The organism is Geodermatophilus tzadiensis (genome assembly GCF_003002915.1).
Taxonomy (GTDB): Bacteria; Actinomycetota; Actinomycetes; order Mycobacteriales; family Geodermatophilaceae; genus Geodermatophilus; species Geodermatophilus tzadiensis.
Genome location: NZ_PVTG01000002.1, coordinates 26,107 through 50,968 on the forward strand (window position 1 = coordinate 26,107; position 24,862 = coordinate 50,968).

26 protein-coding genes are annotated in these 24,862 nt (G+C 76.4%); 10 read left to right on the top strand and 16 right to left on the bottom strand.

Features of this window, described 5'->3' with window-relative positions; all coding sequences use genetic code 11:
- The first annotated feature begins 106 nt into the window (after positions 1 to 106).
- Positions 107 to 1,627, top strand: a complete 1,521-nt coding sequence (locus LY71_RS03100; RefSeq protein ID WP_106275522.1) for a flavin-containing monooxygenase — start codon at positions 107 to 109, stop codon at positions 1,625 to 1,627.
- Positions 1,628 to 1,702: 75 nt separating this feature from the next.
- On the opposite strand, the gene LY71_RS03105 is transcribed toward LY71_RS03100, so the two are convergent.
- Together LY71_RS03105 and LY71_RS03110 are read right to left on the bottom strand one after the other, a co-directional pair.
- Positions 1,703 to 2,167 carry a hypothetical protein gene (locus LY71_RS03105; RefSeq protein ID WP_106275523.1) on the bottom strand — a complete coding sequence of 155 codons (465 nt, stop codon included), beginning with the start codon at positions 2,165 to 2,167 and terminating at the stop codon, positions 1,703 to 1,705.
- An 89-nt stretch (positions 2,168 to 2,256) separates the two neighbouring features.
- The gene (locus LY71_RS03110) at positions 2,257 to 2,865 is read right to left on the bottom strand and encodes a TetR/AcrR family transcriptional regulator (RefSeq protein ID WP_106275524.1); all 609 of its coding nucleotides are present in this window, start codon (positions 2,863 to 2,865) and stop codon (positions 2,257 to 2,259) included.
- A gap of 23 nt (positions 2,866 to 2,888) precedes the next feature.
- Between LY71_RS03110 and LY71_RS03115 the strand changes: the two genes are divergently transcribed.
- The 3 genes from LY71_RS03115 to LY71_RS03125 all read left to right on the top strand — a co-directional run bounded on the left by LY71_RS03115 (position 2,889) and on the right by LY71_RS03125 (position 8,174).
- Complete coding sequence (locus LY71_RS03115; RefSeq protein WP_106275863.1) at positions 2,889 to 4,301, top strand: NAD(P)-binding protein; 1,413 nt, start codon at positions 2,889 to 2,891, stop codon at positions 4,299 to 4,301.
- A gap of 109 nt (positions 4,302 to 4,410) precedes the next feature.
- On the top strand, positions 4,411 to 7,245 hold the full coding sequence (locus LY71_RS03120) for an AfsR/SARP family transcriptional regulator (protein ID WP_211297121.1): 2,835 nt from the start codon (positions 4,411 to 4,413) through the stop codon (positions 7,243 to 7,245).
- Positions 7,246 to 7,337: 92 nt separating this feature from the next.
- Positions 7,338 to 8,174: a class I SAM-dependent methyltransferase gene (locus LY71_RS03125; protein ID WP_106275526.1), complete on the top strand. Its 837-nt coding sequence runs from the start codon at positions 7,338 to 7,340 to the stop codon at positions 8,172 to 8,174.
- Between the two features lie 52 nt (positions 8,175 to 8,226).
- Here the strand turns inward: LY71_RS03125 and LY71_RS03130 are convergent, their stop codons facing one another.
- On the bottom strand, positions 8,227 to 8,652 hold the full coding sequence (locus LY71_RS03130) for an ester cyclase (RefSeq protein WP_106275527.1): 426 nt from the start codon (positions 8,650 to 8,652) through the stop codon (positions 8,227 to 8,229).
- A 204-nt stretch (positions 8,653 to 8,856) separates the two neighbouring features.
- Between LY71_RS03130 and LY71_RS03135 the strand changes: the two genes are divergently transcribed.
- The 3 genes from LY71_RS03135 to LY71_RS03145 are packed head-to-tail and all read left to right on the top strand — an operon-like array spanning position 8,857 to position 10,201.
- Positions 8,857 to 9,042 (top strand): hypothetical protein, encoded by a 186-nt coding sequence (locus LY71_RS03135; RefSeq protein WP_106275528.1) that lies wholly within the window; start codon positions 8,857 to 8,859, stop codon positions 9,040 to 9,042.
- A complete protein-coding gene (locus LY71_RS03140) occupies positions 9,039 to 9,791 on the top strand; it encodes a hypothetical protein (RefSeq protein WP_146146049.1) in 753 nt (250 codons plus the stop codon). Before LY71_RS03135 ends, LY71_RS03140 begins: the two co-directional genes overlap by 4 nt.
- Positions 9,788 to 10,201, top strand: coding sequence for a DUF6640 family protein (locus tag LY71_RS03145; RefSeq protein WP_146146050.1), 414 nt, complete (start codon positions 9,788 to 9,790; stop codon positions 10,199 to 10,201). The genes LY71_RS03140 and LY71_RS03145 overlap by 4 nt, the downstream gene beginning before the upstream one ends.
- A 36-nt stretch (positions 10,202 to 10,237) precedes the next feature.
- Here LY71_RS03145 and LY71_RS03150 read toward each other — a convergent pair whose 3' ends face one another.
- The 4 genes from LY71_RS03150 to LY71_RS03165 form a co-directional block, all read right to left on the bottom strand.
- On the bottom strand, positions 10,238 to 10,735 hold the full coding sequence (locus LY71_RS03150) for an inorganic diphosphatase (protein ID WP_106275531.1): 498 nt from the start codon (positions 10,733 to 10,735) through the stop codon (positions 10,238 to 10,240).
- Between the two features lie 118 nt (positions 10,736 to 10,853).
- Positions 10,854 to 11,309, bottom strand: coding sequence for a GAF domain-containing protein (locus tag LY71_RS03155; protein ID WP_106275532.1), 456 nt, complete (start codon positions 11,307 to 11,309; stop codon positions 10,854 to 10,856).
- A gap of 143 nt (positions 11,310 to 11,452) precedes the next feature.
- Positions 11,453 to 11,752 carry a hypothetical protein gene (locus LY71_RS03160; RefSeq protein WP_106275533.1) on the bottom strand — a complete coding sequence of 100 codons (300 nt, stop codon included), beginning with the start codon at positions 11,750 to 11,752 and terminating at the stop codon, positions 11,453 to 11,455.
- Positions 11,753 to 11,826: 74 nt separating this feature from the next.
- A complete protein-coding gene (locus tag LY71_RS03165; RefSeq protein ID WP_106275864.1) occupies positions 11,827 to 13,293 on the bottom strand; it encodes a protein adenylyltransferase SelO in 1,467 nt (488 codons plus the stop codon).
- A 121-nt stretch (positions 13,294 to 13,414) separates the two neighbouring features.
- Here LY71_RS03165 and LY71_RS03170 point away from each other — a divergent pair, with 121 nt between their 5' ends.
- Both LY71_RS03170 and LY71_RS03175 read left to right on the top strand, forming a co-directional pair.
- Entirely contained in the window at positions 13,415 to 14,245 is an 831-nt protein-coding gene (locus tag LY71_RS03170) for an SRPBCC family protein (protein ID WP_106275534.1), read from the top strand.
- A gap of 61 nt (positions 14,246 to 14,306) precedes the next feature.
- Positions 14,307 to 15,332, top strand: coding sequence for an aldo/keto reductase (locus LY71_RS03175; protein WP_106275535.1), 1,026 nt, complete (start codon positions 14,307 to 14,309; stop codon positions 15,330 to 15,332).
- Between the two features lie 54 nt (positions 15,333 to 15,386).
- Here the strand turns inward: LY71_RS03175 and LY71_RS03180 are convergent, their stop codons facing one another.
- Together LY71_RS03180 and LY71_RS03185 are read right to left on the bottom strand one after the other, a co-directional pair.
- Positions 15,387 to 16,637, bottom strand: a complete 1,251-nt coding sequence (locus LY71_RS03180; RefSeq protein WP_106275536.1) for a PRC-barrel domain-containing protein — start codon at positions 16,635 to 16,637, stop codon at positions 15,387 to 15,389.
- Between the two features lie 162 nt (positions 16,638 to 16,799).
- Positions 16,800 to 17,045 carry a glutaredoxin family protein gene (locus tag LY71_RS03185; protein ID WP_106275537.1) on the bottom strand — a complete coding sequence of 82 codons (246 nt, stop codon included), beginning with the start codon at positions 17,043 to 17,045 and terminating at the stop codon, positions 16,800 to 16,802.
- A 110-nt stretch (positions 17,046 to 17,155) separates the two neighbouring features.
- Between LY71_RS03185 and galE the strand changes: the two genes are divergently transcribed.
- Complete coding sequence (gene galE / locus LY71_RS03190; RefSeq protein ID WP_106275538.1) at positions 17,156 to 18,124, top strand: UDP-glucose 4-epimerase GalE; 969 nt, start codon at positions 17,156 to 17,158, stop codon at positions 18,122 to 18,124.
- Between the two features lie 62 nt (positions 18,125 to 18,186).
- Here the strand turns inward: galE and LY71_RS03195 are convergent, their stop codons facing one another.
- The 7 genes from LY71_RS03195 to LY71_RS03225 form a co-directional block, all read right to left on the bottom strand.
- Entirely contained in the window at positions 18,187 to 18,576 is a 390-nt protein-coding gene (locus LY71_RS03195; protein WP_245887675.1) for a VOC family protein, read from the bottom strand.
- A 64-nt stretch (positions 18,577 to 18,640) separates the two neighbouring features.
- On the bottom strand, positions 18,641 to 19,342 hold the full coding sequence (locus tag LY71_RS03200) for a PIG-L deacetylase family protein (RefSeq protein ID WP_245887633.1): 702 nt from the start codon (positions 19,340 to 19,342) through the stop codon (positions 18,641 to 18,643).
- Positions 19,343 to 19,344: 2 nt separating this feature from the next.
- A complete protein-coding gene (locus tag LY71_RS03205; RefSeq protein WP_106275541.1) occupies positions 19,345 to 20,553 on the bottom strand; it encodes a glycosyltransferase family 4 protein in 1,209 nt (402 codons plus the stop codon).
- Positions 20,550 to 21,416 (bottom strand): sugar phosphate isomerase/epimerase family protein, encoded by an 867-nt coding sequence (locus LY71_RS03210; RefSeq protein WP_106275542.1) that lies wholly within the window; start codon positions 21,414 to 21,416, stop codon positions 20,550 to 20,552. The genes LY71_RS03205 and LY71_RS03210 overlap by 4 nt, the downstream gene beginning before the upstream one ends.
- Positions 21,413 to 22,876 carry a YcaO-like family protein gene (locus tag LY71_RS03215; protein ID WP_106275543.1) on the bottom strand — a complete coding sequence of 488 codons (1,464 nt, stop codon included), beginning with the start codon at positions 22,874 to 22,876 and terminating at the stop codon, positions 21,413 to 21,415. The genes LY71_RS03210 and LY71_RS03215 overlap by 4 nt, the downstream gene beginning before the upstream one ends.
- Positions 22,873 to 23,847 carry an MBL fold metallo-hydrolase gene (locus LY71_RS03220; protein WP_245887634.1) on the bottom strand — a complete coding sequence of 325 codons (975 nt, stop codon included), beginning with the start codon at positions 23,845 to 23,847 and terminating at the stop codon, positions 22,873 to 22,875. The genes LY71_RS03215 and LY71_RS03220 overlap by 4 nt, the downstream gene beginning before the upstream one ends.
- On the bottom strand, positions 23,844 to 24,848 hold the full coding sequence (locus LY71_RS03225) for a Gfo/Idh/MocA family protein (RefSeq protein WP_342747993.1): 1,005 nt from the start codon (positions 24,846 to 24,848) through the stop codon (positions 23,844 to 23,846). The genes LY71_RS03220 and LY71_RS03225 overlap by 4 nt, the downstream gene beginning before the upstream one ends.
- Positions 24,849 to 24,862 lie beyond the last annotated feature (14 nt).

Sequence of the window (24,862 nt, forward strand, 5' to 3'; positions counted from 1 at the left end):
CGAGTCGGGAGACCTGCCCGACCCGGTTCCGCACGTCGTCCTGAGGACGACCCGTTCCGGCACTACTGTGACTCACGTCACTCCAGGCGCACGGGAGGTTCCACCCATGACGGCGACCACTGAGCGGGCAACGGCTCCGGAGACCCGCGGCAGCGACGCCCGCGACAGCGAGCACGTCGACGTCCTCGTCGTCGGTGCGGGGGTCTCCGGGATCGGCGCCGCGCACCACCTCCGGGAGCGGTTCCCGGACCGGTCGTTCGTCCTCCTCGACGCGCAGGACAATCGCGGCGGCACCTGGTGGACCCACCGCTACCCGGGCGTGCGCTCCGACAGCGACCTGTTCACCTACGGCTACCGGTTCAAGCCCTGGCGCGGGCCGTCGATCGCGGCAGGGGAGGAGATCCTGGACTACCTCGACGAGGTGATCGAGGAGGACGACCTCGCCGGGCGCATCCGCTACCACCACAGGGTCACCGCGGCGAGCTGGTCGACCGAGGACCGCCGGTGGACCGTGGAGGTGACCCGGGGCGACACCGGTGAGCAGTTGCGGATTACCACCGACTTCCTGTGGATGTGCCAGGGCTACTACAACCACGCGGAGCCCTACCGGCCGCGGTGGGAGGGCATGGACCGCTACCGGGGCCAGGTCGTCCACCCGCAGCAGTGGCCGCAGGACCTCGACCTCACCGGCACGCGCGTCGTCGTCGTCGGCTCCGGGTCCACGGCCGCCACACTGGTCCCGGCGATCGCGCAGGACGCCGAGCACGTGACGATGCTGCAGCGCTCGCCGTCCTACTTCCTGGCCATGCCGCTGGTGCACGAGCTCGCCGTCACGCTGCGCCAGCTCGACGTCCCCGAGGACTGGACGCACGAGATCGTGCGCCGCGCCTACGCCGCCCAGACCAACGAGCTGGCGCGGCTGTCGCACGAGGCGCCCGACGAGCTGCACGAGTTCCTCATGGAGTCGCTCAGGCCGCTGCTGCCGGAGGGCTTCGACGTCGACAAGCACTTCACGCCGCGCTACCGCCCGTGGCAGCAGCGCATCGCGTTCGTCCCGGAGGGCGACCTGTTCACCGCCCTGCGCGAGGGCAGGGCCTCGATCGTCACCGACACCATCGACACCTTCACCGAGACGGGCATCCGGGTCGGCTCGGGCGAGGAGATCCCGGCCGACGTCGTCGTCACCGCCACCGGGTTCGACCTGTCGGCCTTCGGCGACGTCGACTTCAGCGTGGACGGCGAGCCGGTCGAGTTCCCCGAGCGCGTCACCTGGCGCGGCATCATGATCAGCGGCATCCCGAACATGGCCTACGTGTTCGGCTACTTCCGGCACAGCTGGACGCTGCGCGCCGACCTGGTCAGCGACGTGGTGCTCCGGCTGTTCGAGACCATGCAGGCGAAGGGCGCCACCATGGTCGTGCCGACGCTGCGGCCCGAGGACGCCGACATGCAGATCCGGCCGTGGTCGGACCCGGAGAACTTCAACGCCGGCTACGTCCTGCGCTCGCAGCACGTCCTGTTCAAGCAGGGCGACCGGGAGCCGTGGACCCACATGCTCGAGCACGCGCAGGAGGCCGAGCTGCTCCCGAGGGCCGACCTCGAGGACGGCACGCTCGTCTACCGCTGAGCCGCTCGGACGCCGGGTGCACGCGGGTGCACCCGGCGTCCGGGGTGGTGCGGGGCCGGCGGGCCGCCGGCCCCGTCAGGCCTGCCCGGTGGTCCCGTTGCCCGACTTGGCCGGCGGGACGAGCGGGTCCGGCAGCGGGCCGCCCGCCTGGCTGTGCGCGTCCGTGCTGGTCACCGGCGGCGGCGGGGTCACCACGGCCTCGACGTCGCCGAGGAGGGTGGCCTCGCCCTCGATCGTCCCGGGACCGCTCGTCCCGGTGCCGCTCGTCCCGGTGCCGCTCGTCCCGGTGCCGCTCGTCCCGCGACCCGTGCTCCGGGTGCCGGAGCCCTGACCGCCGGAGGCCTGCTGCGTCAGCTTGTCGATCGTGCCCTGCAGCGGGGCGGGCGCGGCCGCCCGCGCCTGCTCGACGGCCTGCTGGACCTCGGGCCGGCCCAGGAGGCCCTGCGCCGCCTGCACGATCTGCTCGTACCGCTCCGTGCCGGCGCGCGCCCCGAGCACGTACCCGACGGCGAGGCCCAGCCCCAGCGACAGCTTGCCCATGTCTCCTCCTCCAGTCGTGCCCGTCCGGATCGGAACGGCGTCCCCGGAGGGATAGCGCGCGGGACGGGTCCGCAAACCGTCCGCGGCGGTCAGGGCCGGTGCGCGTCGACCACCGTGCGCACCAGGGCGTCGCCGAGGTCGTCGGCGTCCCCCTCGAGCAGGCCCGCGTGCCGCAGCGCGGCCACGCCGTGGGTCGCCGTCCAGCAGGCCTGCGCCAGCGAGTGCGCATCGGCCGCTCGCAGCGTCCCGGCGTCCAGGCACTCCCGCGCCACGGCGACCACCTGGCCGAGCGACCGTTCCCGGCCGGTCTCGCGGGTGGACCGGCCGGGGGTGAAGCCGGGGATCACCGGGCCGAACATGACCGAGAAGAACGCCGGCTCGGTGGCGGCGAACCGGCGGTAGGCGCGGGCCGACGTGACCAGCCGCTCCGGGTCGCCGGCCGGTGCGGGGTCGGCCGCCAGAGCCGCGCGGACCGCGTCACCGAGCCGGCGGAAACCCTCGGCGTAGAGCGCGTCGGCGAGGCCGGGCTTGCCGCCGAACAGCGTGTAGACCAGCTGGGTCGAGCCGCCTGCGGCCGTGGCCAGCCGCCGCAGCGACAGTCCGTGCGGCCCCTCCTCGGCGAGGAGCCGGGCAGCGACCTCGACGACGTGCGTGCGCCGGTCCCGGACCTCGTCGCCATCCCCGTATGACACTGTCATGACACTGTCATAGCATGTCGGCCATGCCGCCTCCCGACCTCGACACCGACTACCTGGTCATCGGCGCCGGGGCCACGGGCCTCGCCTTCGCCGACACGCTGCTCGACGAGAGCGACGCGCACGTCACGATCGTCGACCGGCACGGCAAGCCCGGTGGTCACTGGAACGACGCCTACCCCTTCGTCACGCTGCACCAGCCCTCGGCCTTCTACGGCGTGAACTCCACGGAACTCGGCAGCGGCCGCAAGGACACCACCGGCCCGAACGCCGGGCTCTACGAGCTCGCGACCGGCGCGGAGGTCTGCGGCTACTACGACCGTGTGGTGACCAGCCGCCTCGTCCCGAGCGGTCGGGTCGCCTACCTCCCCATGAGCGAGCACGAGGGCGACGGCCGGGTCCGGTCGCTGCTGTCGGGCGCCGAGACGCGGGTGCGGGTGCGCCGCAAGGTCGTCGACGCCACGTACAACAGCCCGTCGGTCCCCTCGACCCACACGCCGTCCTTCGCCGTGGCCCCCGGCGTCCGGGTGGTGCCGCCCAACGACCTGCCGGGCCTGGGGACGCACCGGGCGCCGCTCCCGCGCCGGTTCACCGTGCTGGGCGGCGGGAAGACGGCGATGGACACCTGCGTGTGGCTGATCGCGTCCGGTGCCGACCCGGACGCGATCACCTGGGTCGTCCCGCGCGACTCGTGGCTGGTCAACCGGGTGACCACGCAGCCGGCACCGGAGTTCTTCGACGAGGTCATCGGCGGGCAGGCCGACCAGATGGCGGCCTTCGCCGCGGCCACCTCCACCGAGGACCTCTTCCTCCGGCTGGAGGCCTGCGGCGCCGTGACGCGGATCGACCGCGAGCGCACGCCCGGCATGTTCCACCTGGCCACGGTCGCCCCGGGGGAGGTCGAGGTGCTCCGCCGGATCCGCGACGTCGTCCGTCTCGGGCGGGTGCGCGCGCTCGAGCCCGACCGCATGGTGCTCGACGAGGGGGAGGTGGCCACGGCGCCGGACACCCTGTTCGTCGACTGCACGGCCTCGGCCGTCCGGCGGCGCCCGGTGCAGCCGGTGTTCCAGGGCGACCGGATCGTCCTGCAGATGCTGCGGCTGCCCCAGCCGGCCTTCAGCGCGGCGCTCACCGCGTGGGTCGAGGCGCACCACGACGACGAGGAGCAGCAGAACCGGCTGTGCGGGCCGGTGGCCTTCCCGCACACGCTCGACGACTACGCCGGCGCGATGGCGAGAACGATGTGGAACCAGTTCCACTGGTCGCAGGACCGCGAGCTGCGCCGCTGGATCCGCGGCAGCCGCCTCGACGGCTTCGGCCGGCTCGTCGCCGGCGTCGCCCGGGACGACGAGCACGGGCAGGCCGTCCTCGCCCGGTACCGGGAGCAGGCGGTGGCCGCGATGGGCAACCTGCCGGCGCTGACCGCCGCGGCGGGCTGACCGCGGACCGGGGCGGAGGGACCTGTCCTCCGCGACGGGCCGCCACTAGGGTCGGCCGCGCTCGCGGGGACCGCTGGCAGGCGAGGCGGCGATGACAGGTGCGGCGCACGTGCGGTTCCGGGTCCTGGGTCCGCTGCAGGTCGAGGACGGCTCCGGGCCGGTCGCCGTCGGCGGTCACAAGCCCCGCACGCTGCTGGCCGCCCTGCTCGTCGCGCACGGTGAGGTGGTGTCCGCCGACCGGCTGGTCGGCGTGCTGTGGGGTGACACCCCGCCCGACGGCGCCCTGACCGCGCTGCGGGCCTACGTCTCCCGGCTGCGCGGCGCTCTGGGGGACGCGGCACCCATCCGGCACCGACCGCCCGGCTACGGCCTCGCGCTCGACGCCGCCACCCTGGACGCCGCCGAGTTCGAGCAGCGGGTCCGGACCGCGCGGGCGGCCGCGGCCTCGGGGGACCACGCGCGGGCGCTGGCCGAGCTCGACGCCGCGCTCGCCCTGTGGCGGGGCGACGCGCTCGCCGAGTTCGCCGACGAGGAGTTCGCCGCCGCCGAGGCGGCCCGGCTGACCGAGCTGCGCACCGGCGCCACCGCCGACCGCGCCGACGCGCTGGTGGAGCTGGGGCGGGCGGCCGAGGCGGTGCCGGAGCTCGAGGCGCTGGTGCGCGGCCACCCGTCGTGGGAGCGGCCCGCGGTGAGCCTGATGCGCGCGCGGTACGCCACCGGGCGGCAGGCCGACGCCCTCGCCGCCTTCCACGAGCTGCGCACCCGCCTCGACGACGAGCTGGGCGTGGAGCCGGCCGCCCCCGCCCAGGCGCTGTACCGGCGGATCCTGGTCCACGACCCCGCGCTGGCCGGGACGCCGCCGCCGGGCAACCTCCCGCGGCGGGCCAGCGGCTTCGTCGGCCGCGGCCGGGAGGTCGAGCGCGTCCTGGCCGCGCTGCGCGCCGGCCCGCTGGTGACGCTGACCGGGGTCGGCGGCGCGGGGAAGTCGCGGCTCGCCGTCGAGGTGGCTGCCCGCGACCGGGACCGCTTCGACGACGGCGTCTGGCTCTGCGAGCTCGCCGGCCTGCCCGAGGGGACCCCGGTCGGCCACGCGGTCGCTGCGGCCCTGGGCATCCGGCAGCGGTCGGGCCTCTCGGTCGAGCAGACGGTGCTGCACTACCTGCGCGAGCGCTCGCTGCTGCTCGTCGTCGACAACTGCGAGCACGTCCTGGAGCACGCCGCGCGGCTGGTCGGCGCGGTGGTGCAGCGGTGCCCGCGGGTGGTGGTGCTGGCGACCAGCCGCGAGCCGCTCGCCGCCGAGGGCGAGCAGGTGTGGCCGGTGCCGCCGCTGCCGCTGGAGGACGCCACCGCGCTGTTCGTCCAGCGGGCCCGCGCGGCGGTGCCCGACTTCCGCCTCGACCCGGCGGCCGCGGACGCCGTCACCGCGATCGTCACCCGCCTCGACGGCCTGCCGCTGGGCATCGAGCTCGCCGCGGCGCGGATGCGCGCCATGAGCCCGGTCGAGGTGGCCCGCCGCCTGGAGGACACCCCGCTGCTCGGCGGCGGGCGCGGACCGGTCGCGCGGCACCAGAGCCTCGAGGCCGCGATCGAGTGGTCCTACCGGCTGCTGCCCGAACCCGAGCAGCGGCTGTTCCGCGGCATGTCGGTGTTCGCCGGCGGCGCCGACCTGCGCGCGGTGCACCGCGTCGTCGACCCGGCGGCGACCGAGGACGACGTCCTCGACCGGCTGACCCGCCTCGTCGACCGCTCCATGGTCGTGGCGCGCAGCGGGGTGCGCAGCCGCTACCGGCTGCTGGAGACCCTGCGCGCCTACGGCCGGGCGCGCACCGAGGAGGCGGGGGAGGACGGCGCGCTGGCCCGCCGGCACGTCGCCGTCCACGTGGACCTGGCCGAGCGCGCCGGGCGGGGCATGCAGAGCGCCGACGAGCGGGCCTGGGCGGAGGAGGGCCTCGCCGTCTACGACGACCTGCGCGCGGCCTTCACCCGCGCCGCCGCCGACCGGGACTGGGAGCCGGCGCTGCGGCTGGTCACCGCGGTGCCCGAGCTCGTGCACCTGCGCGTCGGCTACGAGGCCTACGCCTGGGCCGAGCAGTTGCTGCGCGTCGTCGACCCCGGCCACCCGCTGTACCCGGCCGCCGTGGGCGCCGCGGCCCGCGGCGCGTGGAACCGGGGCGACTTCGCCGGCGCCACCGCCACGGCCCGCCTCGCCGAGGGCCGGCTGCCGCCGCCGGGGAACCCGCGCATCGCCTACCCGGGCGACGTGCTGGCCGACGTGGCGCTCTACCAGGGCGACGTCGGGGCCGCACTCGCGCACTACACCGCGGAGGCGGAGCGGGCCCGGGCCGACGGCGACCGCATCCGGCTGGTCTGGACGCTGTACTACGTCGCGGTGTGCCAGGCGGTCGGCCGGACGCCGGAGCGCGGGCTGGCGGCGGCGCGGGAGAGCCTCGAGGTGGCCGACGCGACGGCCAACCCCACGGCGCGGTCGATGGGCCGCTACGCGCTCGGGCTGGTGCTCAAGAAGACCGACCCCGACCGCGCCCTGGCGCTCTTCGACGCGGCGGGGGAGCTGGCCGCGGGCGTGCGGAACTTCTGGTGGCAGGGGATCGCGATGATGGAGGCCGCGGCCACCCGGGCGGTGCACGGCGACCCCGTCGTGGCCGCCCGCGAGCTGGCCACCGTCCTCGCGCACTGGGAGCGGGTCGGCGACGCCACGCAGCAGTGGCTCAACCTGCGCTACGTCGCCCGGCTCCTGCAGCGGGTGGACGCCGCCGACGACGCCGCGGCCCTGCACGCGTGCCTGGTCGCGGCCGGCAAGCCCTCGCCCCTCGGGCCGGCGGACGGGGCGGGGCACCCGCACGACCTGCGGGCGGCCGAGGCCACCGCCGTCGCGCTCGCCCGCGACGCGCTGGCCCGGGTCGCGGCGTCGTCCGTGCGTGCATGAGCGCTGCATCCGCGCTGCAGCCGGTCTGCAACGCGGCCGCGCCACCGTCGTCGCACCGCGGGGACGACCTCGCACGACGACAGGAGTGATCCATGACCGACACCATCGACGCCGTCGCCGCCGACCGGGCGCTGAAGGCCAGGCACCGGGCCATGTGGGGTCTCGGGGACTACCCGTCGGTGGCCCGCGACCTGATCCCCGAGCTGGGCCGGGTGCTGGTGGCCGCCACCGGGGTCGCCCGCGGGGACCGGGTGCTCGACGTCGCCGCGGGCACCGGCAACGCCGCCGTACCGGCCGCCCTGACCGGCGCCGAGGTCGTGGCCTCCGACCTCACCCCGGAGCTGTTCGACGCCGGCCGCGAGGCCGCCGGGCAGGCGGGCGCCGAGCTGACCTGGGAGGAGGCCGACGCCGAGGCGCTGCCCTACCCGGACGCGAGCTTCGACGTCGTGCTGTCCTGCGTCGGCGTGATGTTCGCGCCCCACCACCAGCAGGCCGCCGACGAGCTCGTGCGGGTGTGCCGGCCCGGTGGGCGGATCGGGCTGGTCAGCTGGACGCCCGAGGGCTTCGTCGGCGAGATGTTCCGGACGATGAAGCCCTACGCGCCCCCACCGCCGCCCGGGGCGCAGCCCCCGCCGCTGTGGGGCGACGAGCAGCACGTGCGCGGGTTGCTCGGCGACCGGGTGACCGACGTCGTCGCGCGCCGGCAGTCGGTGACCGTCTCCGGCTACGCCTCGCCCGAGGCGTGGCGGGACTCCTGGAAGCAGGTCTACGGCCCGACGATCGCCACCTACCGCCACGTCGGCGACGACCCCGAGCGGGTCGCGGCGCTCGACCACGACCTCGCCGCGCTGGCCGCGCGCTACGACCGCGGCAGCGGGGGCACCGTGCTGGACTGGGAGTACCTGCTGCTCACCGCGCGCCGCGCCTGACCGGCCGCGGCGACCGGGGTGGGACCGCCGTGGCGGTCCCACCCCGGTCGGCTCAGCCGGGTACGGGCAGGACACCGAGCTGCTCGAGGAGCTCGGCGCGGTCGAAGTACAGGGTGAAGTGGGTGGTCCTCCCGCCGTCGTCGAACCGGTTGACCAGGACGAAGGGGAGGGTGACCCGCCGCCCGGTCGCCGGGATCGTCTGCCCGGGGGCGTTCATCGGCCCGGTCTGGGTGCCGTGGAACTCGGCCTGCAGGATGCCCGTGGCGCCGTCCTCGAAGATGCCGACCACGTGGACCTCGTTGTCCGGGAACGCGTCCTGCCAGATCGACCAGAACGTGTCGGCCAGGTCGGCGGCCGAGCCGCTGACCCCCGGGCCGGCCAGCTCCGCGTCGGGGCGGAAGCTGCCCACCCAGGCCGCCGAGTCGTGGGCGTTCCAGGACTTCGTGTTCTGCTCCAGGAGAGCTCGTGCCTCACCCATCTCCCGTCCTCCTCCACCGGAACGAGGTCGTGCGGGGCGGCGACGCTACGCCGGGGGCCGTGCCCTCGTAAGGGGTCCGCCGCCGTCTCTGTGCCCGCGCGGGGATCGGTGCTTCACTGGCGGGGACGCCGTGGCGGGAGCACCCACCGCGGCGCCGCCGTCCCGGTCGGTCCGCAGTCGAGTCCCTCGGGCGAGGAGCCGCAGATGGGCACGCTCACCGCGTCGTCGTCCTCCCGCGCCACCCGGGTCGCCCGGCCGCCGCTGCGGCCGTGCGTGGCCGGGGACATCGGCCCCGAGCGCCGGGAGATCGAGTGCGAGCCGGTGGCCGACCCGGCTCCGGCCCGGCCGGAACCGGCGCCGACCGCGCCGGCCCAGCCCGCGCCGGCGTGACCTCGCCTCCCCGCCCTCCGGACCCGTCCCCGGCGCTGGTGCCCGGGGAGGTGCGGGGGTACCGGCGGTTCCGGCTGACCGAGGACGGGTTGTGCCCGCCGGTGCACCTCGACGCCGGGCCCTGGCGCGGGCCGGTCGAGCGGGCCCGGTGCGCGGTCGACGAGGAGCACGTGCCGCCGCAGTGGGGGTGCGGCTGCGGGCTCTACGGCTGGTACCACCCCAGCCACACCGGCCTCGGCACGGGCTGGGGGAACGTGACGGCGGTCGTCGCCGCCCGGGGCCGCGTCATCCTGGGCGACTCCGGCTTCCGCGCCGCGGCCGCGCGCGTCGTCGCCGTCAGCCTGCCCCCCGGCACCGGCCCGCGACGGCGGCGCCACTGGGAGCAGGTGCTCGCCGAGCGACACCCCGGGGTGTCGGTCCACCGCTCCCGGCGGCAGATGGTCCGCCGGCACCCGCCCGAGGACCTCTCCGGGCTGGGCATCGACGTCCGTCCCAGCGCGGCCGTGCGCTACCGCTGGACCGCCCTGGCGCTGTGGCTGTGCGGCGTCCTCGCGGTGTGCTCGGTGGCGGTGCTCCCGCGCGGGGTGCTGGTCCGGATGGGCCCGGGGGAGTGGCTCGCCGTCCTCGCCTGCTTCGTCGCGTGGCAGGTGGCCCTCGGCTGGCTGGTCTGCCGGGCCTCCCCGCCTCCCGCGGGCGCCACCCGCGAGGAGCCCCCGTGGGCCGACGGCGGCGGGGAGGGGCCCCGATGAGGACCAGCCGGCTGGTGCTGACCGGCGCGGCGGTGGGCACGATCGTGGGCACGGCCCGCGCGGACCTGAACGCCACCCACGTGTTCAACCCCGAGTGGCCCCCGCACGCCCGGTTCCACGGCGCCGCCGGCTGGGGCACGGTGGCGGGCGCCCAGCTGGTGGCGCTGTGGCTGCTCTGGCGACCGGCGTCCTCGGCGGCCGAGGAGGACCTGGCGGCCCGGACTGCCGCGCTGCTGTCGGCGGTCGCCTGGGCGCCGTTCTTCCCCGCCCTCGCCACCCCCGGCACGGCGGTCGAGGACGAGCCCGGTCACCTGCCGCGGGTGGCCGGCGTGCCGCTCAACCTGGTCCCCGCCGGCCTGGTGCCGGCCGTCGCCGCCGTCGGCCTCCTGCTGCACCGGCACGGGCGGTAGGCCACCCGGGCCGGGTCGCCTGCGGCCCGGCGACGGTCAGCCGGCGGAGGCGGCCTGCTCGGCGTACCGGCGGCGGGCGTCCTCCAGCGCGGCGACCGCCTTCGCCTTGCGCTCCCAGCCGCGGGTCTCGGCCGACTTGTCCGGCGCCAGGGCCTCGTAGATCTCGAAGAAGTGCCAGATCTCGGCGATCTGGTGCATCGGCACGTCCTCGAGCTCCTGCAGGCGCTGCTGCCGCGGGTCGTGGGCGGGCACGCACAGCAGCTTGGCGTCCGGCCCGCGCTTGTCGTCCACCCAGAACACCGCGATGACCCGGGCGCGGACCAGGCAGCCGGGGAAGGTGGGCTCGCCCAGCAGGAGCAGCGCGTCGATGGGGTCGCCGTCCTCGGCGATGGTCTCCGGCACGAAGCCGTAGTCGCCCGGGTAGCCGGTCGCGGTGAAGAGCATCCGGTCCAGCCGGATCCGGCCGAGCCGCTGGTCGTACTCGTACCTGTTCCGGGAGCCCTTCGGCACCTCGACGATCACGTCGGCTTCCACGGACGCCCTCCTCCGGTGCGGGGATCGCGGTACCCGGCGGAGCCGGCTGCGGCCCGACCCTGACGCCGGTCCCGCCCGGCGGCAACTCGACCCGGCCGCCGCGACGCGTGAGCGAGGGTCAGGCGGACGGCGTCACCAGCCTCGTCACGTCGCCGGCGAGCTCGGCCAGCCGGTCGCACTGCTGCAGGGACAGGGCCCGGGGCTGCTCGTCGAAGACGCACAGCGTGCCGATGGTCGAGCCGTCGACGACGAGCGGCGCGCTGGCGTAGCCGCGCACGCGGGCGTTCCGGCCGTCGACCCACGGGTTGCCGGTGAAGCCGGGCTCCTCGGCGAGGTCGGTGAAGGCGTACACGTCGGGGGCGTCCCCGGTGACCTGGGCGCAGATCGAGTCCGCGAGCGGGGAGTCGGTGCCGGCGAATCCGTGGCTGCCGACCTGCCGCTGCCGGTCGCCGTCGAACAGGTTCACCGTCGCCTTCGGCATGCCGGTGGCCGCGGCGGCGGCCCGGACCAGCTCGCCGAGCTCCGGGCCGGCCGCCCGGGCGGTGGCGGTCTCGGGGGTGGGCGGGGTGGTCACCGGAGGTGTCCTCTCGTCGGCGGTGCGGGCTCTCGACCGAGGTGATCGGCCGGTCCCGGACCCGACTTGAGCACCTCCCCGGGGGAACGGCCGTCGCCCGGCGCCTGAGGGCACCGGGCGACGGGGGTGCAGCGCGCTGCGGCTCAGGCCGCCGCGCGGTGGTGGTGGCAGCGGCCGCCGCTGGTGGCGCGGGCGGCGCAGGGGGCACCGGCGCGGGTCACGCCGCCGCTGTCGCCGCAGCGGGCCGGCGCGGCCGGCCGCTCGACGGCCACGGGGCGGGGGAAGGCCAGGACGACGGCGTCGGGTCCCTCGGCCGGGGCGGCCGGGAGCGGCGCGGCGGACGGGGCCGGCGCGGTGCGCCCGGCGGACCGGCGCAGGAGGGAGGCGGCGGTGAGACCGGCGGTGAAGGCGGCGAGGGCGGTGGCGAGGTGGCTGGCGCGCATGCCCGCTTCATCGGCGGTCCGCGCACCCGGCGGGACCCGCACGCCCCAGCCGTCCCACCCGTCGCACCGGCCGGTCAGGTGCCGCAGAAGGTCGTGTAGGCGCCGAAGGTCTCCGGCGCCGGCGCGGCGTACCGCTCCAGGCCCGGGCGCTCCTCGAACGGCCGCGTCACCGCGTCGAGCAGCCGGTGCAGCGGGTCGAGGTCGCCGTCCGACGCGGCGGCCAGCGCCTCCTCGACCAGGTGGTTGCGCGGGACGTAGACGGGGTTGACCCGGTCCATCGCGTCGGCGTCCGGGGTCAGGGCCCGCCACCGCGCCAGCCAGCCGTCGATCCCGGCCAGGTCCAGGAAGAGCTCCCGCGTCGGCTCGGCGGCGCCCCGCGCCGCACCGGAGAGGCCGCGGGAGAACGAGGTCAGGTCCACGCGGCCGGCGGTGAGCAACGCCAGCAGGTCGTCGTACAGCGCCCGCGCCACCTCGTCGTCCAGGCCCCCGGGCAGGCCCAGCTTGCGCCGCATGCCCTCGGACCAGGCGTCGTTGTAGGCCGGGCGGAACCCGCCGAGCGAGGCCACCGCCACCTCGATCGCCGCCTCCTGCTCGTCGGCCAGCAGCGGCAGCAGCGCCTCGGCGAAGCGGGCCAGGTCCCACTCGGCCACGATCGGCTGGTTGCCGTACGCGTAGCGCCCGCCGACGTCGATCGAGCTGTAGACCGTCGCCGGGTCGAACGCGTCGAGGAACGCGCAGGGGCCGTAGTCGATGGTCTCGCCGGAGACGGTCACGTTGTCGGTGTTCATCACCCCGTGCACGAACCCGACGAGCATCCACCGCGCCACCAGCGACGCCTGCGCGGCCACCACGGACTCGAACAGCGCGACGTAGGGCTGGGGCGCGTCGGCCGCCGCCGGGTGGTGCCGGGCGATCGCGTGGTCGGCCAGCCGGCGCAGCAGGTCGGCGTCGCCGGTCGCCCGCGCGTACTGGAAGCTGCCCACCCGCAGGTGGCTGGCCGCCACCCGCGCCAGCACGGCGCCGGGCAGCACCGTCTCGCGGCGCACCGGCCGGCCCGTGGCGACGACGGCCAGCGACCGCGTCGTGGGGATGCCGAGGGCGTGCATCGCCTCGCTGACGACGTACTCGCGCAGCATCGGACCCAGGGCGGCCAGGCCGTCGGCGCCGCCCCGCGCGAACGGCGTCCGCCCCGACCCCTTGAGCGCCAGGTCGCGCAGCCGGCCCTCGCCGTCGGTGAGCTCGCCCAGCAGCAGCGCCCGGCCGTCGCCCAGCCGCGGCACGAAGCCGCCGAACTGGTGCCCGGCGTAGGCCTGCGCCACCGGGGTGGCGCCCTCGGGGACCGCGGTGCCGGTCAGCAGGCCGACGCCGTCGGGGCCGCGCAGCCACGACGGGTCCAGTCCGAGCTCACCGGCCAGCGGTTCGTTGAGCACGAGCAGCCGCGGGTCGGGAGCGGCCTCCGCCTGCCACGGGACCGCCATCTCCGGCAGCTCGCGGGCGAAGCGGTCGCTCAGGGTGACGGTCGGCGGCGGGGCGACACTCACGCCCACGACGGTACGTCCCTCCCGCCACCCCGGCGGAACGGTTCCGTGCGTGATGGGCGCTGACCTGGGGTAACGCCCCCACCGCGTGTCCAGAACGTCCTGCGACGAAGGAGGATGAGCGATGACCACCAAGGTCGAGAAGTCGATCCAGGTCGACGTCCCGGTGACGACCGCCTACAACCAGTGGACGCAGTTCGAGGACTTCCCGCACTTCATGGGCGGGGTCAAGGAGGTCCGCCAGCTCACCGACGACCGGATGCACTGGGTCGCCGAGATCGCCGGCGTGCGGCGCGAGTGGGAGGCCGCCGTCCTCGAGCAGGAGCCCGACCGCAAGGTCGCCTGGGCGGCCACCAGCGGTGCGACCAACGCCGGGGCCGTCCGGTTCGAGCCCGCCGGGCCGAGCTCGACCATCGTGTACCTGGAGCTCGAGTACGAGCCCGAGGGCCTGGTGGAGCAGGTGGGCGACAAGCTGGGCATCGTCGGGCGGCAGGCACAGTCCGACCTCGAGCGGTTCAAGGAGCTGGTCGAGAGCCAGGGTTACGCCACCGGCGCCTGGCGCGGCTCGGTCAACGAGCACGTCGACGTCGGCACCCCCACCACCAGCGACGCCTACGGCTCGCACGGCGACAAGGGCAAGGCCGGTGTCTCGGGCGTGGCCGTCGCCGCCGGCGTGGCCGCGGTCGCGGGCGCCGCGGCGGCCGGGGTGGCCGCGGCGACGTCGTCGTCCGGGAGCCGGCAGGAGGAGGTGCCGCCGCCGACCACGGAGGGCGTCGTCCAGCCGCAGGAGGTGACCGTCGTCGAGCAGCCGCCGCCGGACGCCGTGGTGCGCGACGACGTGCTCGTCCCGGAGTCCGGGTCCGAGGGCTACACCGCGACCTCGTCCACCGAGGGCGTCGAGCACGACGTGCGGCGGGACGGCGACGACCCGATGATCGGCGGCGGCAACCGCTGACCGCACCCGGTGGCCGGGAGGGGCGGACGTCCCTCCCGGCCACCGTTCTCGAGGAGGACCCGTGGAGTACCGCACGCTCGGCCGCAGCGGCTGCGCCGTCTCCGCCCTCGCCCTGGGCACGATGACCTTCGGCGCCGAGACCGACGAGACCGGCGCGCACGAGCAGCTCGACGTGTTCGTCGAGGCCGGCGGCACGCTGGTCGACACCGCCGACGTCTACTCCGCCGGCGCGGCCGAGGAGATCACCGGGCGCTGGCTGGCCGCCCGCCCGGCCGAGGTCCGCGACCGCGTCGTCCTCGCCACCAAGGGCCGGATGCCGATGGGGGAGGAGCCCAACGCCGTCGGCAACTCCCGCCGTCACCTGCGCCGGGCGCTCGACGACTCGCTGCGCCGGCTCGGCGTCGACCACGTCGACCTCTACCAGCTGCACGCCTGGGACCCGCTCACGCCGCTCGAGGAGACGCTGCGCTTCCTCGACGACGCCGTCCGCGCGGGCAAGATCGGCTACCCGGGCCTGTCGAACTTCCTCGGCTGGCAGGTGCAGCAGGCCGTGGACCTCGCCGAGCGCGAGCACCTCGCCGTCCCGGTGACGCTGCAGCCCTCCTACAGCCTGCTCGTGCGGCAGGTCGAGTTCGAGATCGTGCCCGCCTGCCGGCACAACGGCCTGGGCCTGCTGCCCTGGGGGCCGCTCGGCGGCGGCTGGCTGTCGGGCAAGTACACCCGCGAGCAGCGGCCCACGGGCGCGACGCGGCTGGGCGAGGACCCCGCCCGCGGCATGGAGGCCTACGACCGGGTCGGCGGGCGCGAGCGCACCTGGGACGTGCTCGAGGCCGTGCAGGACGTCGCCGAGGCCCGCGGGGCGTCGATGGCGCAGGTGGCGCTGGCCTGGCTGGCCGCACGGCCGGCGGTGACCTCGGTGGTCCTCGGCGCCCGCACCACCGAGCAGCTGCGCGGCAACCTGGCCGCCGCCGACGTCGTGCTGGACGACGACGAGACCGCCCGCCTCGACGCGGTCAGCGACCCCGGCGCGGCCGACTACCCCTACGGCGAGATCGGCGTCGAGCAGCGCACCCGCGCGCTGCCCTGACCGCGGCGCGGGGACCCGGCACCCACCCGGGCACCGGGTCCCCGCGGAGCAGCCCTACCGCCGGCCGGTGAGCCGACTCGCCGTCTGCACGATCTGCTCGTAGCGCGGCCGCCCGGCCTGGGCCCCGACGACGTAGCCCGCACCGAGGCCGGCGCCCAGCGAGGCCATCCGCACGACCCGCCTGCCCCGCTTGCGCGCCCGGTGGCCGGCCTTGACGACCGCCTCGGGCACCTCCTCGACGGCGCGCTCCGCGCGCATCGCCGCGCGCAGGCCGGTCCGGCCCAACTCGGCGCCGGCCTCGGCCGCCTTGGACACGGCGGTCGCGGCGAGCCCGGCACCGGCGTCGACCGCCCGGAGCGCGGCCCCGGTGCCCACGCCCGCGCTGTGCTGCAGCGCGGCGCCGGTCGAGGCCAGCAGCGGCCCGGCCTGCGCGGCGGCCTCCGCCGCGCGGGCCCGCACGACGGGAGCGGCCGCGGCCGCCTGCTGCGCGGTCACCACGGCCGCCCGGCCCACCGAGTCCACCCCGGCGCGCGACGCCGTCCCGACCACCTGCGCGGCGGTCGCGGCGAGCGGCGCCACCGACGCCGACAGCTGCGCGAGCCGGGCCCGGCCCGCCGTGGCCTGCGCCGCGGTCTGCCGCCGCGCCCGCCGGCCCACGCGCCCGGCCTGCCGCGACGCCGAGCGCGATGCCCTCCGCGAGGCCTTCCGTGACGCCCGGCCGGCCCTCCGCGACACCTTCGCGGCGGGCCGCTGCCGGCGGCGGGTCAGGGAGAAGACCGTGCCCCCGAGCGCCAGGACCGCGGCCACCACGGCGGCGATCTGCCCGGCGCGCCCGGCCGACCGGTCGGGCGCCGAGCCGTCGCGGCCGAAGTCGCGGTCGCCGGGCTGGGCCACCGGCGGCGGGGGCTCGGTGGGCAGCGCCTCGGGGTCCCGGGGCGCGACGGGAGCGGGCTCGGCCTCGGCGGCCGGCAGCACGCTCTCCGACGCGTCGGTCGAGTACTGGATGCCGTAGTGCAGGTAGAGCTCGGTCTCCTGGTCGGTGGTCAGCCGGCGGCTCTCGCCGTAGCGCGGCGCGGCGAGCACGGCGGTGCGCTCGACGACCACCCGCACCCGGCCGTCGTCGTCGGTGGCGTCGAGCAGCGGCACCGCGACGACGGCGTCGTCCACCTCGGCGTACATCCACTCGGGCGCGCCGGTGTCCTCGTCGGCGAGCAGGTGCGTGACCCGGCCGATCTCGGTCCCGTCGCGGCCGACCACCGTCCGGCCGACCCAGTCGCGCACGGAGTCCCGGTCGGGGAGTGCCATGGTCGTCTCCCAGCTGAGTTCGCGGCGGCGCCCTCGTGGCCCGCCTCGTCCGCGCCGCCGTACCCCTCCGACCTGGGCCCAACCGGAACGGAGGAGGACGCGACCTGCGGTGACGGCCCGGCTACCCCCGCGCGGCACCCACCGCCGACCGGGCCGGACCGCTCAGGCGCGCACGGCCTCCCGGACCTCCCGCAGCGACGGGTTGGTCAGGTACCGCCCATCGACGACGACGGTGGGCGAGACCTCCCAGCCCTCGGGGTGGTGCGCCCGGACGGCGGCGGCACCGTCGGGATCGTCGGCGAAGCGCACCGAGCGGTGGGGGAGGCGGGCCAGCGCCAGCTGCGCCCGCAGCTTCGCCGAGAAGGGACAGCCCGGCTTGTAGTACACGGTGACGGCCTGGTCGGTCATGACGACTCCTGCTCTCGAGCCCGCGGCGGGCACGCTCCTCCGCTGCGCTCGCCCGGGCAAGTGGGTTGCTCCGCCGCGCGGCGCGGTGTCCCGCCGGGCAGGCTGGGCCCGTGAGCTGGCTGGTCACCGGGGGCGCCGGGTACGTCGGGGCGCACGTCGTGCGCGCCATGGTGGCGGCGGGGGAGGACGTCGTCGTGCTCGACGACCTGTCGACCGGCGACGCCGACCGGCTGGCCGGGCTGCCCGGCGTGCCGCTGGAGGTCGGCTCCGTGCGCGACCGCGGGATGGTCCGGCGGGTGCTGCGCGAGAACGGCGTGACCGGGGTGGTGCACCTGGCGGCCAAGAAGCAGGTCGCCGAGTCGGTGGCCGACCCGCTGCTGTACTGGGCCGAGAACGTCGAGGGCCTGGTCGCGCTGCTCGAGGGCTGCCGCGCCAAGGGCGTCACCCGCTTCGTGTTCTCCTCCAGCGCCTCGGTGTACGGCACGCCCGACGCCGAGCGGGTCGACGAGGACACCGTCTGCCGCCCGCTGTCGCCCTACGGCCGCACCAAGCTGGCCGGTGAGGACCTGCTGCGCGACTGCGCCGCCTGGGGGCTGGCCGCCACCAGCCTGCGCTACTTCAACGTGGCCGGTGCGGCGGCTCCCGAGCTCGGCGACCGGGGGACGGCGAACCTGGTGCCGTTGGTCTTCGCCGCCCTCGACGCCGGCCGGCCGCCCCAGCTGTTCGGCGACGACCACCCGACACCCGACGGCAGCCCGGTGCGCGACTTCGTGCACGTCTCCGACGTCGCCGACGCGCACGTGGCCGCGGCCCGCGCGCTGGCCGCCGGCCGGCCCGGCGGCACGTACAACGTCGGCCGCGGCGAGGGCAGCAGCGTGCGGGAGGTGCTGCGCGTCGTCGCCGAGGTCACCGGCGGGGACACCACGCCCGAGGTGGCCGGCCGCCGTCCCGGGGACCCGGCGCGCGTGGTGGCCGCCGTCGACCGGATCGGCCGCGACCTCGGCTTCCGGGCCACCCGCGACCTGCGGGAGATGATCACCAGCGCGTGGACCGCCTGGCGGGCGCTGCAGCCCCTGTAGTGCCCCTTCGGACGGTCGTGCTCTGCCCACGGAGGCGGGGCAGAGCACGACCGGGCTCCGGGCTAGAACGCGTCCCCGGTGCGCCAGGCCATCTCCTGCAGGGTCAGCGTGTTGCCGTCGGGGTCGGCGAACCAGGCGTAGCGGACCCCGCCGCCGACGTCGACGACCTCGCCGACCTCCACCCCGCGGGCCACCAGGTCGGCGCGGGCCGCCTCGATGTCGGGGACCACGAGGTGCAGGCCGCGGACGGTGCCGGGCGCGGCGTCGTCGTAGGCGGGCACGCCGGTGCCGAAGCCGAGGGAGCAGGCCGAGCCCGGCGGGGTCACCTGGACGACGCGGACGCCGTCGGCCGGCCGCACGTCGACGTCCTCGGTGAAGCCGAGCCGGTCGACGTAGAACGCCTTGGCGCGGTCGACGTCGGCGACCGGGACCGGCACCAGTTCCAGCTTCATGTCCACGGGGTGCTCCTGTGCAGTGAGGGGGCGTCGCAGTCCAGACCCCCGGTCGCGGCGCGAGTCATCGGCGCGCGGCGAGCTCCCGGGCGCCGGCGTCGGCGAGGACCACCTCGGGCAGGCCGGCCAGCGCCGTCCGCATCTGCTCCGGCCCGCCGAACTGGAAGCCGAGCTGCGTGGCGTAGCAGGCGCAGGCGTCGGCCCGCCGGTCGAGGTCCTGCGGCAGCTCGAGCGGCGTCAGCCCGGCGGGCAGTTCCGGCCCCGGCACGGCGTCCGGGTCGCGCAGCACGTAGGGCGAGTCCCGCCACCACAGCACCGGGCGGCCGGTCCCGGCGACGGCGCGCAGCACCTGCAGGTGGTCGACGTGCCCGCCCAGCGCCTGCGGGGCCAGCCACAGGTCGCCGGGCAGGCCGGTCAGCGCCGCCCGCACGTCCTCCCACACGTCGTCGTCCTCGCGCACGCCGGCGAACAGCTCCGCCGCGCTCTCGTAGCCGCGGTGCGGGGCCTCGCGCAGGTCCAGGTGCAGCGGCGTCGCCCCCAGCACGGCCATCGCGGCGGCGTCCTCGTCGCGGCGCAGGGCCATGTAGTCGACGTCGGCGGGCAGTCCCTTGTCGAGCTGGCAGGCCAGTGCGAACCCCTCCGGGTCGGGCACGCTGCGGGTGAAGCAGGTGACCACCGTGACCTCGTGCCCGGCGTCGGCCAGCGCGGCCAGCGTGCCGCCCACGGAGAACGCGGCGTCGTCGAGGTGCGGGCTGACCGCGGTCACCCTCACAGCAGGTGCGCGGCCGACCGGAACCGGCAGGAGAGGTCGACCTCCGGCGGCATCGTCCAGCCGGTGGACGGCGTCGTCCCCGCCACGTCCCGGTAGACGGTGTCGATCGAGCGGGCCAGCACCGGCCACGAGTAGAGCCGGCGCACCTCCTCCAGCGCCGTGCCCGCCAGCCGCTCCCGCAGCGGGCGGTCGCCGAGCAGCCGGTCCAGCGCGGACCGCAGCCCGGCGACGTCACCCGGCTCGTGCAGCAGGCCGTTCTCGTCGTGGCGCAGGCAGTCGACGACGCCGACGCTGTCGGTGCTCACCGTGGGCAGCCCGCTGGCCATCGCCTCGAGCAGCGTGTTGGAGAACCCCTCGCTGTAGGTGGGGCTGACGAAGACGTCGGCCGAGCGGTACACCGCCGGCGCCTCGCCGGGCGGCACGTAGCCGAGGAACGTCGTCCGGTCGTCGGCGCGCGCCCTCGCCTCGTCCAGGTCCGGGCCGATGCCCGAGACCACCAGCCGGACGCCGTCGGGCAGCGCCTCGAGCAGGTCGAGCACGCCCTTGCGGCGGTCGACGCGGCCGTGGAACAGCAGCACCGGCGGGTCCTGCAGCGCGCCCAGCGGCCGCTCGGCCGGCGTGAACCGGCGGGTGTCGGTGGCGCCGGGGACGATCGTGAACCGCGCCGGGTCGCTGCCCAGGTTGCCGACCACCTCGTCGCGGAAACTGGCGCTGCCGATGAGCACGGCCGACGAGGCGTCGACGACGGTGCGCATCGCGTGCGCGTGGGTGGCGCAGCAGGTGCCCACCCAGTGCCCGTCGCCGCCCTGGATGCTCACCACGGCCGGCAGCCCGGTCTCCCGCGCGGCGGCCAGCACCGCCAGCCCCGGCGGGTAGCCGTACTGGGCGTGCAGCACGTCGAAGGGCCGCTCGGCGTGCAGCGCCAGCACCGTGCGGACGATCTCGGCGATGTCGCCCTCCCAGTCGGCGGGGACGACGGTCTCGCCGCGGCTGGGCAGCGCGCGCACCTCGACGCCGGCCGGCACGCGGTCGGGCGGGGGCGGGCCGCCGCCGTAGACGCGGGTCCCGGCCTCGTCGTCGCGGTACTGGCTGACCAGCACCACCTCGTGACCGAGCGCGACGAGCTCGCGCAGCAGGTTCTCCGCGTAGACGCTCATCCCGCTGACCGCGGGCCAGTAGCGCCGGCTGACGAAGCAGGTCCTCACGCGCCCTCGGCCTCCCTCAGCGTCGCGATCGAGCGGGGCACCATCTCGTGCGCCCGGTGCCCGTCGCGGGACAGCTCCAGCGTCACCAGCCGGTCGAACGACGCCTCGCGCAGCGCCCGCAGCACCGCGGGCAGGTCGACGTCGCCCTCGTCGAGCGGCAGGTGGTCGTGCACGCCGCGGCGCATGCCCTCGACGGCCACGGTGCCCAGGTGCGACGCGAAGCGGGCGACCGCCTCCTCGGGCGCGTACGCGCCGGACACCACGCAGTGACCGGTGTCGAGCGCCAGCGTGATGCCGGGCGCCGCCGCGGCGAGCCGGGCCCAGTCGTCGCAGTCCTCGACCAGCATCCCGGGCTCGGGCTCGACGGCCAGCGCGTAGGAGCGCCCGCCGTGGCTGTCGGCCAGCGCGCGCACCCCGTCGGTGAACCAGCCCCACGCGGCGTCGCGGTCGACGCCCGGCCTGGGCACGCCGGCCCAGAAGCTCACCGCCTCCGCACCCAGCACCTCCGCCAGGTCGCACGCCAGCCGCAGGTAGGCCAGCCGCCGGGCCCGTCCCTCGGCCGACGCGGTGACGAGTGTCGGCTCGTGCTTGGCCCGCGGGTCGAGCAGGAACCGGGCGCCGGTCTCCACCACCACGCCGAGGCCGAGCTCGTCGCAGCGGGCCCGCACCCCCTCTGCCTGGGCGAAGGCGTCGGGCGCGAACGGGTCGAGGTGCACCACGTCGAGGGTGAGCGCCACCCCGGCGTAGCCGCAGTCGGCGAGGAAGGGCAGGGCGTCGGACAGCCGGTGCGAGGTGAGCCCGTTGGTGTTGTAGGCGTACCGGAGCCTGCCCCGTCCCTCGCGTGACCTCGCGAGCTCGGTCACGAGGCCAGCACCTCGGCGACCACGTGCCGGCCCGGCTCCCGGTACAGCGCGTACAGCGCCCCCACCCGCCGCTGCGCGCCCGCGCGGTCGAACCACGCCGGCCCGCCCAGGCGCTCCTCGGCCGCGGGCGTCAGGTGCACCCGCGCCCAGCCGCCGGGGTCGGCGCCGACGACGGCCAGACCCTCATCGTGCTCGACGAGCCGGCGCACGCCGCGCTCGCCGATCCGGCCGTAGGACATCGTCTCGACCTCCAGGCCGGTCACCAGCACCTTGGCCGCGACGGCGTCGCCGACCGAGGGCTGCAGCTCCACCAGCACGTCGTGGCCGGCGCCCTGCACGGCGCCGGTGACGTGCGCGTGCAGGTCGTCCCCGCGCCAGGTGGACAGGCCGGCCAGCGGGACGGTGGACCGCCGCGACAGCACGGTGTCCTGCAGCAGGTCCACCAGCGCGGCGGTGCCCATCCGGGTCCAGGAGAGCATCGCCTGCAGCGCGCGGTCCTCCTCGACCAGCCGCTCCGGCGGGTGCCCGCCGCGCCAGTGCTCGAGGTAGCCCGACGGCGTCGCCGGCAGCACGACGTCGAACGGCCCGTGCATGAATGCCTTGCGGCTGCGCGCCGAGGCGAACTCGTGCAGCGCCTTGCGGACGGCGGTGTCGCGGTCGGGGTGCGCCGCCTCCCCGCACGCGGTGGCCATCACCGGCACCGGCTCGGAGCCGTCGCGCGAGCAGCCCACCGCGTAGACGTCGACCACGCCGAACTCCGTGGACGCCAGCTTGACCACGACGTCGATGCCCGCGGCGTCGAGCCGGTCGAGCAGCGCGAGCGCGTCGGGGTCGGTGAGCCCGTCGAGGTCGACGACGACGCCGCGGTCCATCGCGCGGAAGGCGGTGGCGTTGCCGTCGCGCTGCAGCACCTCCAGCAGCGCGTGGGTGACCGCCCGGTCGGCGTCGAAGGCCGCGCCCTGGCCGTTGGTGATGACCGTGGTCAGCCAGCCTCCGGGCGGGGGAGCGCCGGGCAGGTCGTCGGGCGCGGAGGCGACCAGCTCGGCGGGCACCTGCACCGTCTCGCCGTCGCGCAGCCGGGTCATCGGCAGCCACTGCAGGACACGGTCGTCGTCGTACGGGCTGCCCGCCTCCAGGCACAGCTCGCGCGGGTCGGCGACCCGGTGGCGGCCGTGCCGGCGGGTCATCTCGGCGAACGAGCCCTCCTCGCGGGAGACGCCCTGGTGCGCGCGCAGCGACAGGGCCATCTCGGCCATCTCGCCCATCGCGCCGGTGCGGGCCTCCTCGCGGGTGGCGCCGTAGCCCAGCCCGCTGCCGCCGGGGTGCAGCTCGGACGGCGGCAGCACCGCGGAGTGCAGCGGCACGTCGAGGACGTCGATGCCCGCGATGGCGAAGTCCTCGACCGGCGTCGGGAACGACTCCCGGTAGCGCTGGGACGGGGTCGTCCGCGTGGCGGTCACAGCTCGGCCAGGGGGACGGGGGCGGCGTCCGGCGGCCCGGACAGCAGCCGCTGCACCAGGTGCACGACGTGGTCGGTGGTGACGCCGGGGACCATCTCGAACGGCGTCGCGACCACCTCGAAGTCCAGCTCCGCGACGACGGCGAGCATCTCCCGCAGCTCGCCGTGCGACAGCGGGATCTGCGCGTGGAACGCCTTGTGCGCGCTCAGCGCGACCGGCTTCCCGTCGTCGGCCAGGTCCACCTTGAGCGAGTCGCCGCAGAACAGGACCCCGCGGCGGGAGTCGTGCAGCACCGAGTGGCCGGGGAAGTGGCCGCCGGTGCGGTGCAGGGTGAGGTCGGGGGCGAGTGCCAGCACGTCGTCGGCCGGCCAGGTGACCCGGAAGGCCTTGGTCCAGACCAGGTCGTGCACGTTGACGCAGACCACCCGCGGCTCGAGCTCCTGCTGCAGCTGCCACAGCGCGCCGTAGCCGTGCACGTGGCTCGAGGCGAGCACGGGGAAGCCGCCCTTCTCGGCGGCCATCCGGCGCAGCTCGGCGAGCATGTCGGCGGTGTACCAGGGCGCGCACTCGAAGCCGACCAGGCCGATGTCGGTCTCGATCACCCAGCCGCGGCTGTCCAGGCCGAAGCGCGGCTCGGTGCCGAACTCGGTGACGCCGTCGACCGGGGCCGGCCGCCAGAACCCGGTGACCAGCTCGTCGGCCTCCTTGGCGGGGACGAACTCGAAGCCGTGCTCGGGCAGCGCGTTGCGGACGTCGGCGCACACCGGGCAGACCACCGGTCCGGGCGCCGGCCAGCGCTGCCAGTGCCCGCAGTTGGTGCAGGCGTAGGCCGGCAGGTCGGGCAGCAGGCCGCGGTAGGGGTTGGTGTCGACACCTCCCTGACGAGCCTGGCTGGACACGTGCCGCGCGCCGTCGTCGGCGGCGGGGTCGGTGGCCCGGTCGATGGCAGCGGGCACGTCGGGCGAGCTCACGGGGTCCCTCTCTCCAGAGCGGTGAGGAGCAGGCGGTGCAGGGCGAGGTCGCGGGCCGGGTCGTACGGCCACCGAGCGCGGCCCGCGACCGCGTCGGTGAAGGCGGCGAACTGCGCGGTGAACGGCGGGGTGTCGGCGAACGGCACGTCCACCGGGTCGGGGCGGTAGAGCGTCAGCGAGCCTCCCGCCGTCTGCCCCATCGTGTCGACGGCGACCGCCATGCCGCGGGTGCCCACGACCTCCAGGCGGCGGCGCGGGAGCGCGTCGGGGGTGTTGAACGCGACGTGCAGGCTGACCAGCACGCCGCCGTCGGTGCTGCCGGTCAGCAGCGCGCCGTCGTCGACGCCGTAGCCGTGCACGCGGGTCTGCAGCAGCGCCGACAGCGTGGTGACGTCCTCGCCGAGCAGCGTGCCGGTCAGGTCCAGGCCGTGCGGGGCCAGGTCGATCGCGGCACCGCCGCCGGCGCGGGCGGGGTCGACGCGCCAGTTGTCGTGCGGCCGGCCGTCGGGCGTCCAGTCGCCGGGCAGCCAGCAGCAGTAGACGATCCGCACCGCGGTGACGGTGCCCAGCTCGGCCACCAGCTCCCGCAGCCGCACGTGGGCGGGGTGCCAGCGCTGGTCGTAGGCGGTGCCGAGCAGCACGCCGGCCGTGGCGCACGCGTCCACCAGCGCCCGCGCGTCGGCGACGTCGGCGGCCAGCGGCTTCTCGCACAGCACCGCCTTCCCGGCCGCGGCGGCCACCTCGACCAGCGGCCGGTGCCCGGCGTTCGGGACGGCGACGTAGACCGCGTCCAGGCCCGGGGTGGCCAGGAACTCGGCGAGGTCGGTGCTGCGCCGGGCGCCCTCGACCGGCATCCGCTCCATCGCGGCGGCGTCGAGGTCGTGCAGCGCCACCACCCGCGCGTCGGGCACGGCGAGCAGCGCGCGCAGCGCGTGGTCGCGAGCCACCCACCCGCACCCGGCGACGCCCCACCCGACGGTCACGCCGGCCCCCCGCTGCACGAGATCGGCGCTCT

Excerpts from the sequence above, each read along its gene's own strand:
- LY71_RS03130 (WP_106275527.1), bottom strand. The coding sequence starts at position 8,652 with ATGGGTGAGGCACGAGCTCTCCTGGAGCAGAACACGAAGTCCTGGAAC.
- LY71_RS03135 (WP_106275528.1), top strand. The coding sequence starts at position 8,857 with ATGGGCACGCTCACCGCGTCGTCGTCCTCCCGCGCCACCCGGGTCGCC.
- LY71_RS03115 (WP_106275863.1), top strand. The coding sequence starts at position 2,889 with ATGCCGCCTCCCGACCTCGACACCGACTACCTGGTCATCGGCGCCGGG.
- LY71_RS03180 (WP_106275536.1), bottom strand. The coding sequence starts at position 16,637 with ATGGCACTCCCCGACCGGGACTCCGTGCGCGACTGGGTCGGCCGGACG.
- LY71_RS03125 (WP_106275526.1), top strand. The coding sequence starts at position 7,338 with ATGACCGACACCATCGACGCCGTCGCCGCCGACCGGGCGCTGAAGGCC.
- LY71_RS03110 (WP_106275524.1), bottom strand. The coding sequence starts at position 2,865 with ATGACAGTGTCATACGGGGATGGCGACGAGGTCCGGGACCGGCGCACG.
- LY71_RS03105 (WP_106275523.1), bottom strand. The coding sequence starts at position 2,167 with ATGGGCAAGCTGTCGCTGGGGCTGGGCCTCGCCGTCGGGTACGTGCTC.
- LY71_RS03145 (WP_146146050.1), top strand. The coding sequence starts at position 9,788 with ATGAGGACCAGCCGGCTGGTGCTGACCGGCGCGGCGGTGGGCACGATC.
- LY71_RS03195 (WP_245887675.1), bottom strand. The coding sequence starts at position 18,576 with ATGAAGCTGGAACTGGTGCCGGTCCCGGTCGCCGACGTCGACCGCGCC.
- LY71_RS03100 (WP_106275522.1), top strand. The coding sequence starts at position 107 with ATGACGGCGACCACTGAGCGGGCAACGGCTCCGGAGACCCGCGGCAGC.
- LY71_RS03170 (WP_106275534.1), top strand. The coding sequence starts at position 13,415 with ATGACCACCAAGGTCGAGAAGTCGATCCAGGTCGACGTCCCGGTGACG.
- LY71_RS03160 (WP_106275533.1), bottom strand. The coding sequence starts at position 11,752 with ATGCGCGCCAGCCACCTCGCCACCGCCCTCGCCGCCTTCACCGCCGGT.
- LY71_RS03185 (WP_106275537.1), bottom strand. The coding sequence starts at position 17,045 with ATGACCGACCAGGCCGTCACCGTGTACTACAAGCCGGGCTGTCCCTTC.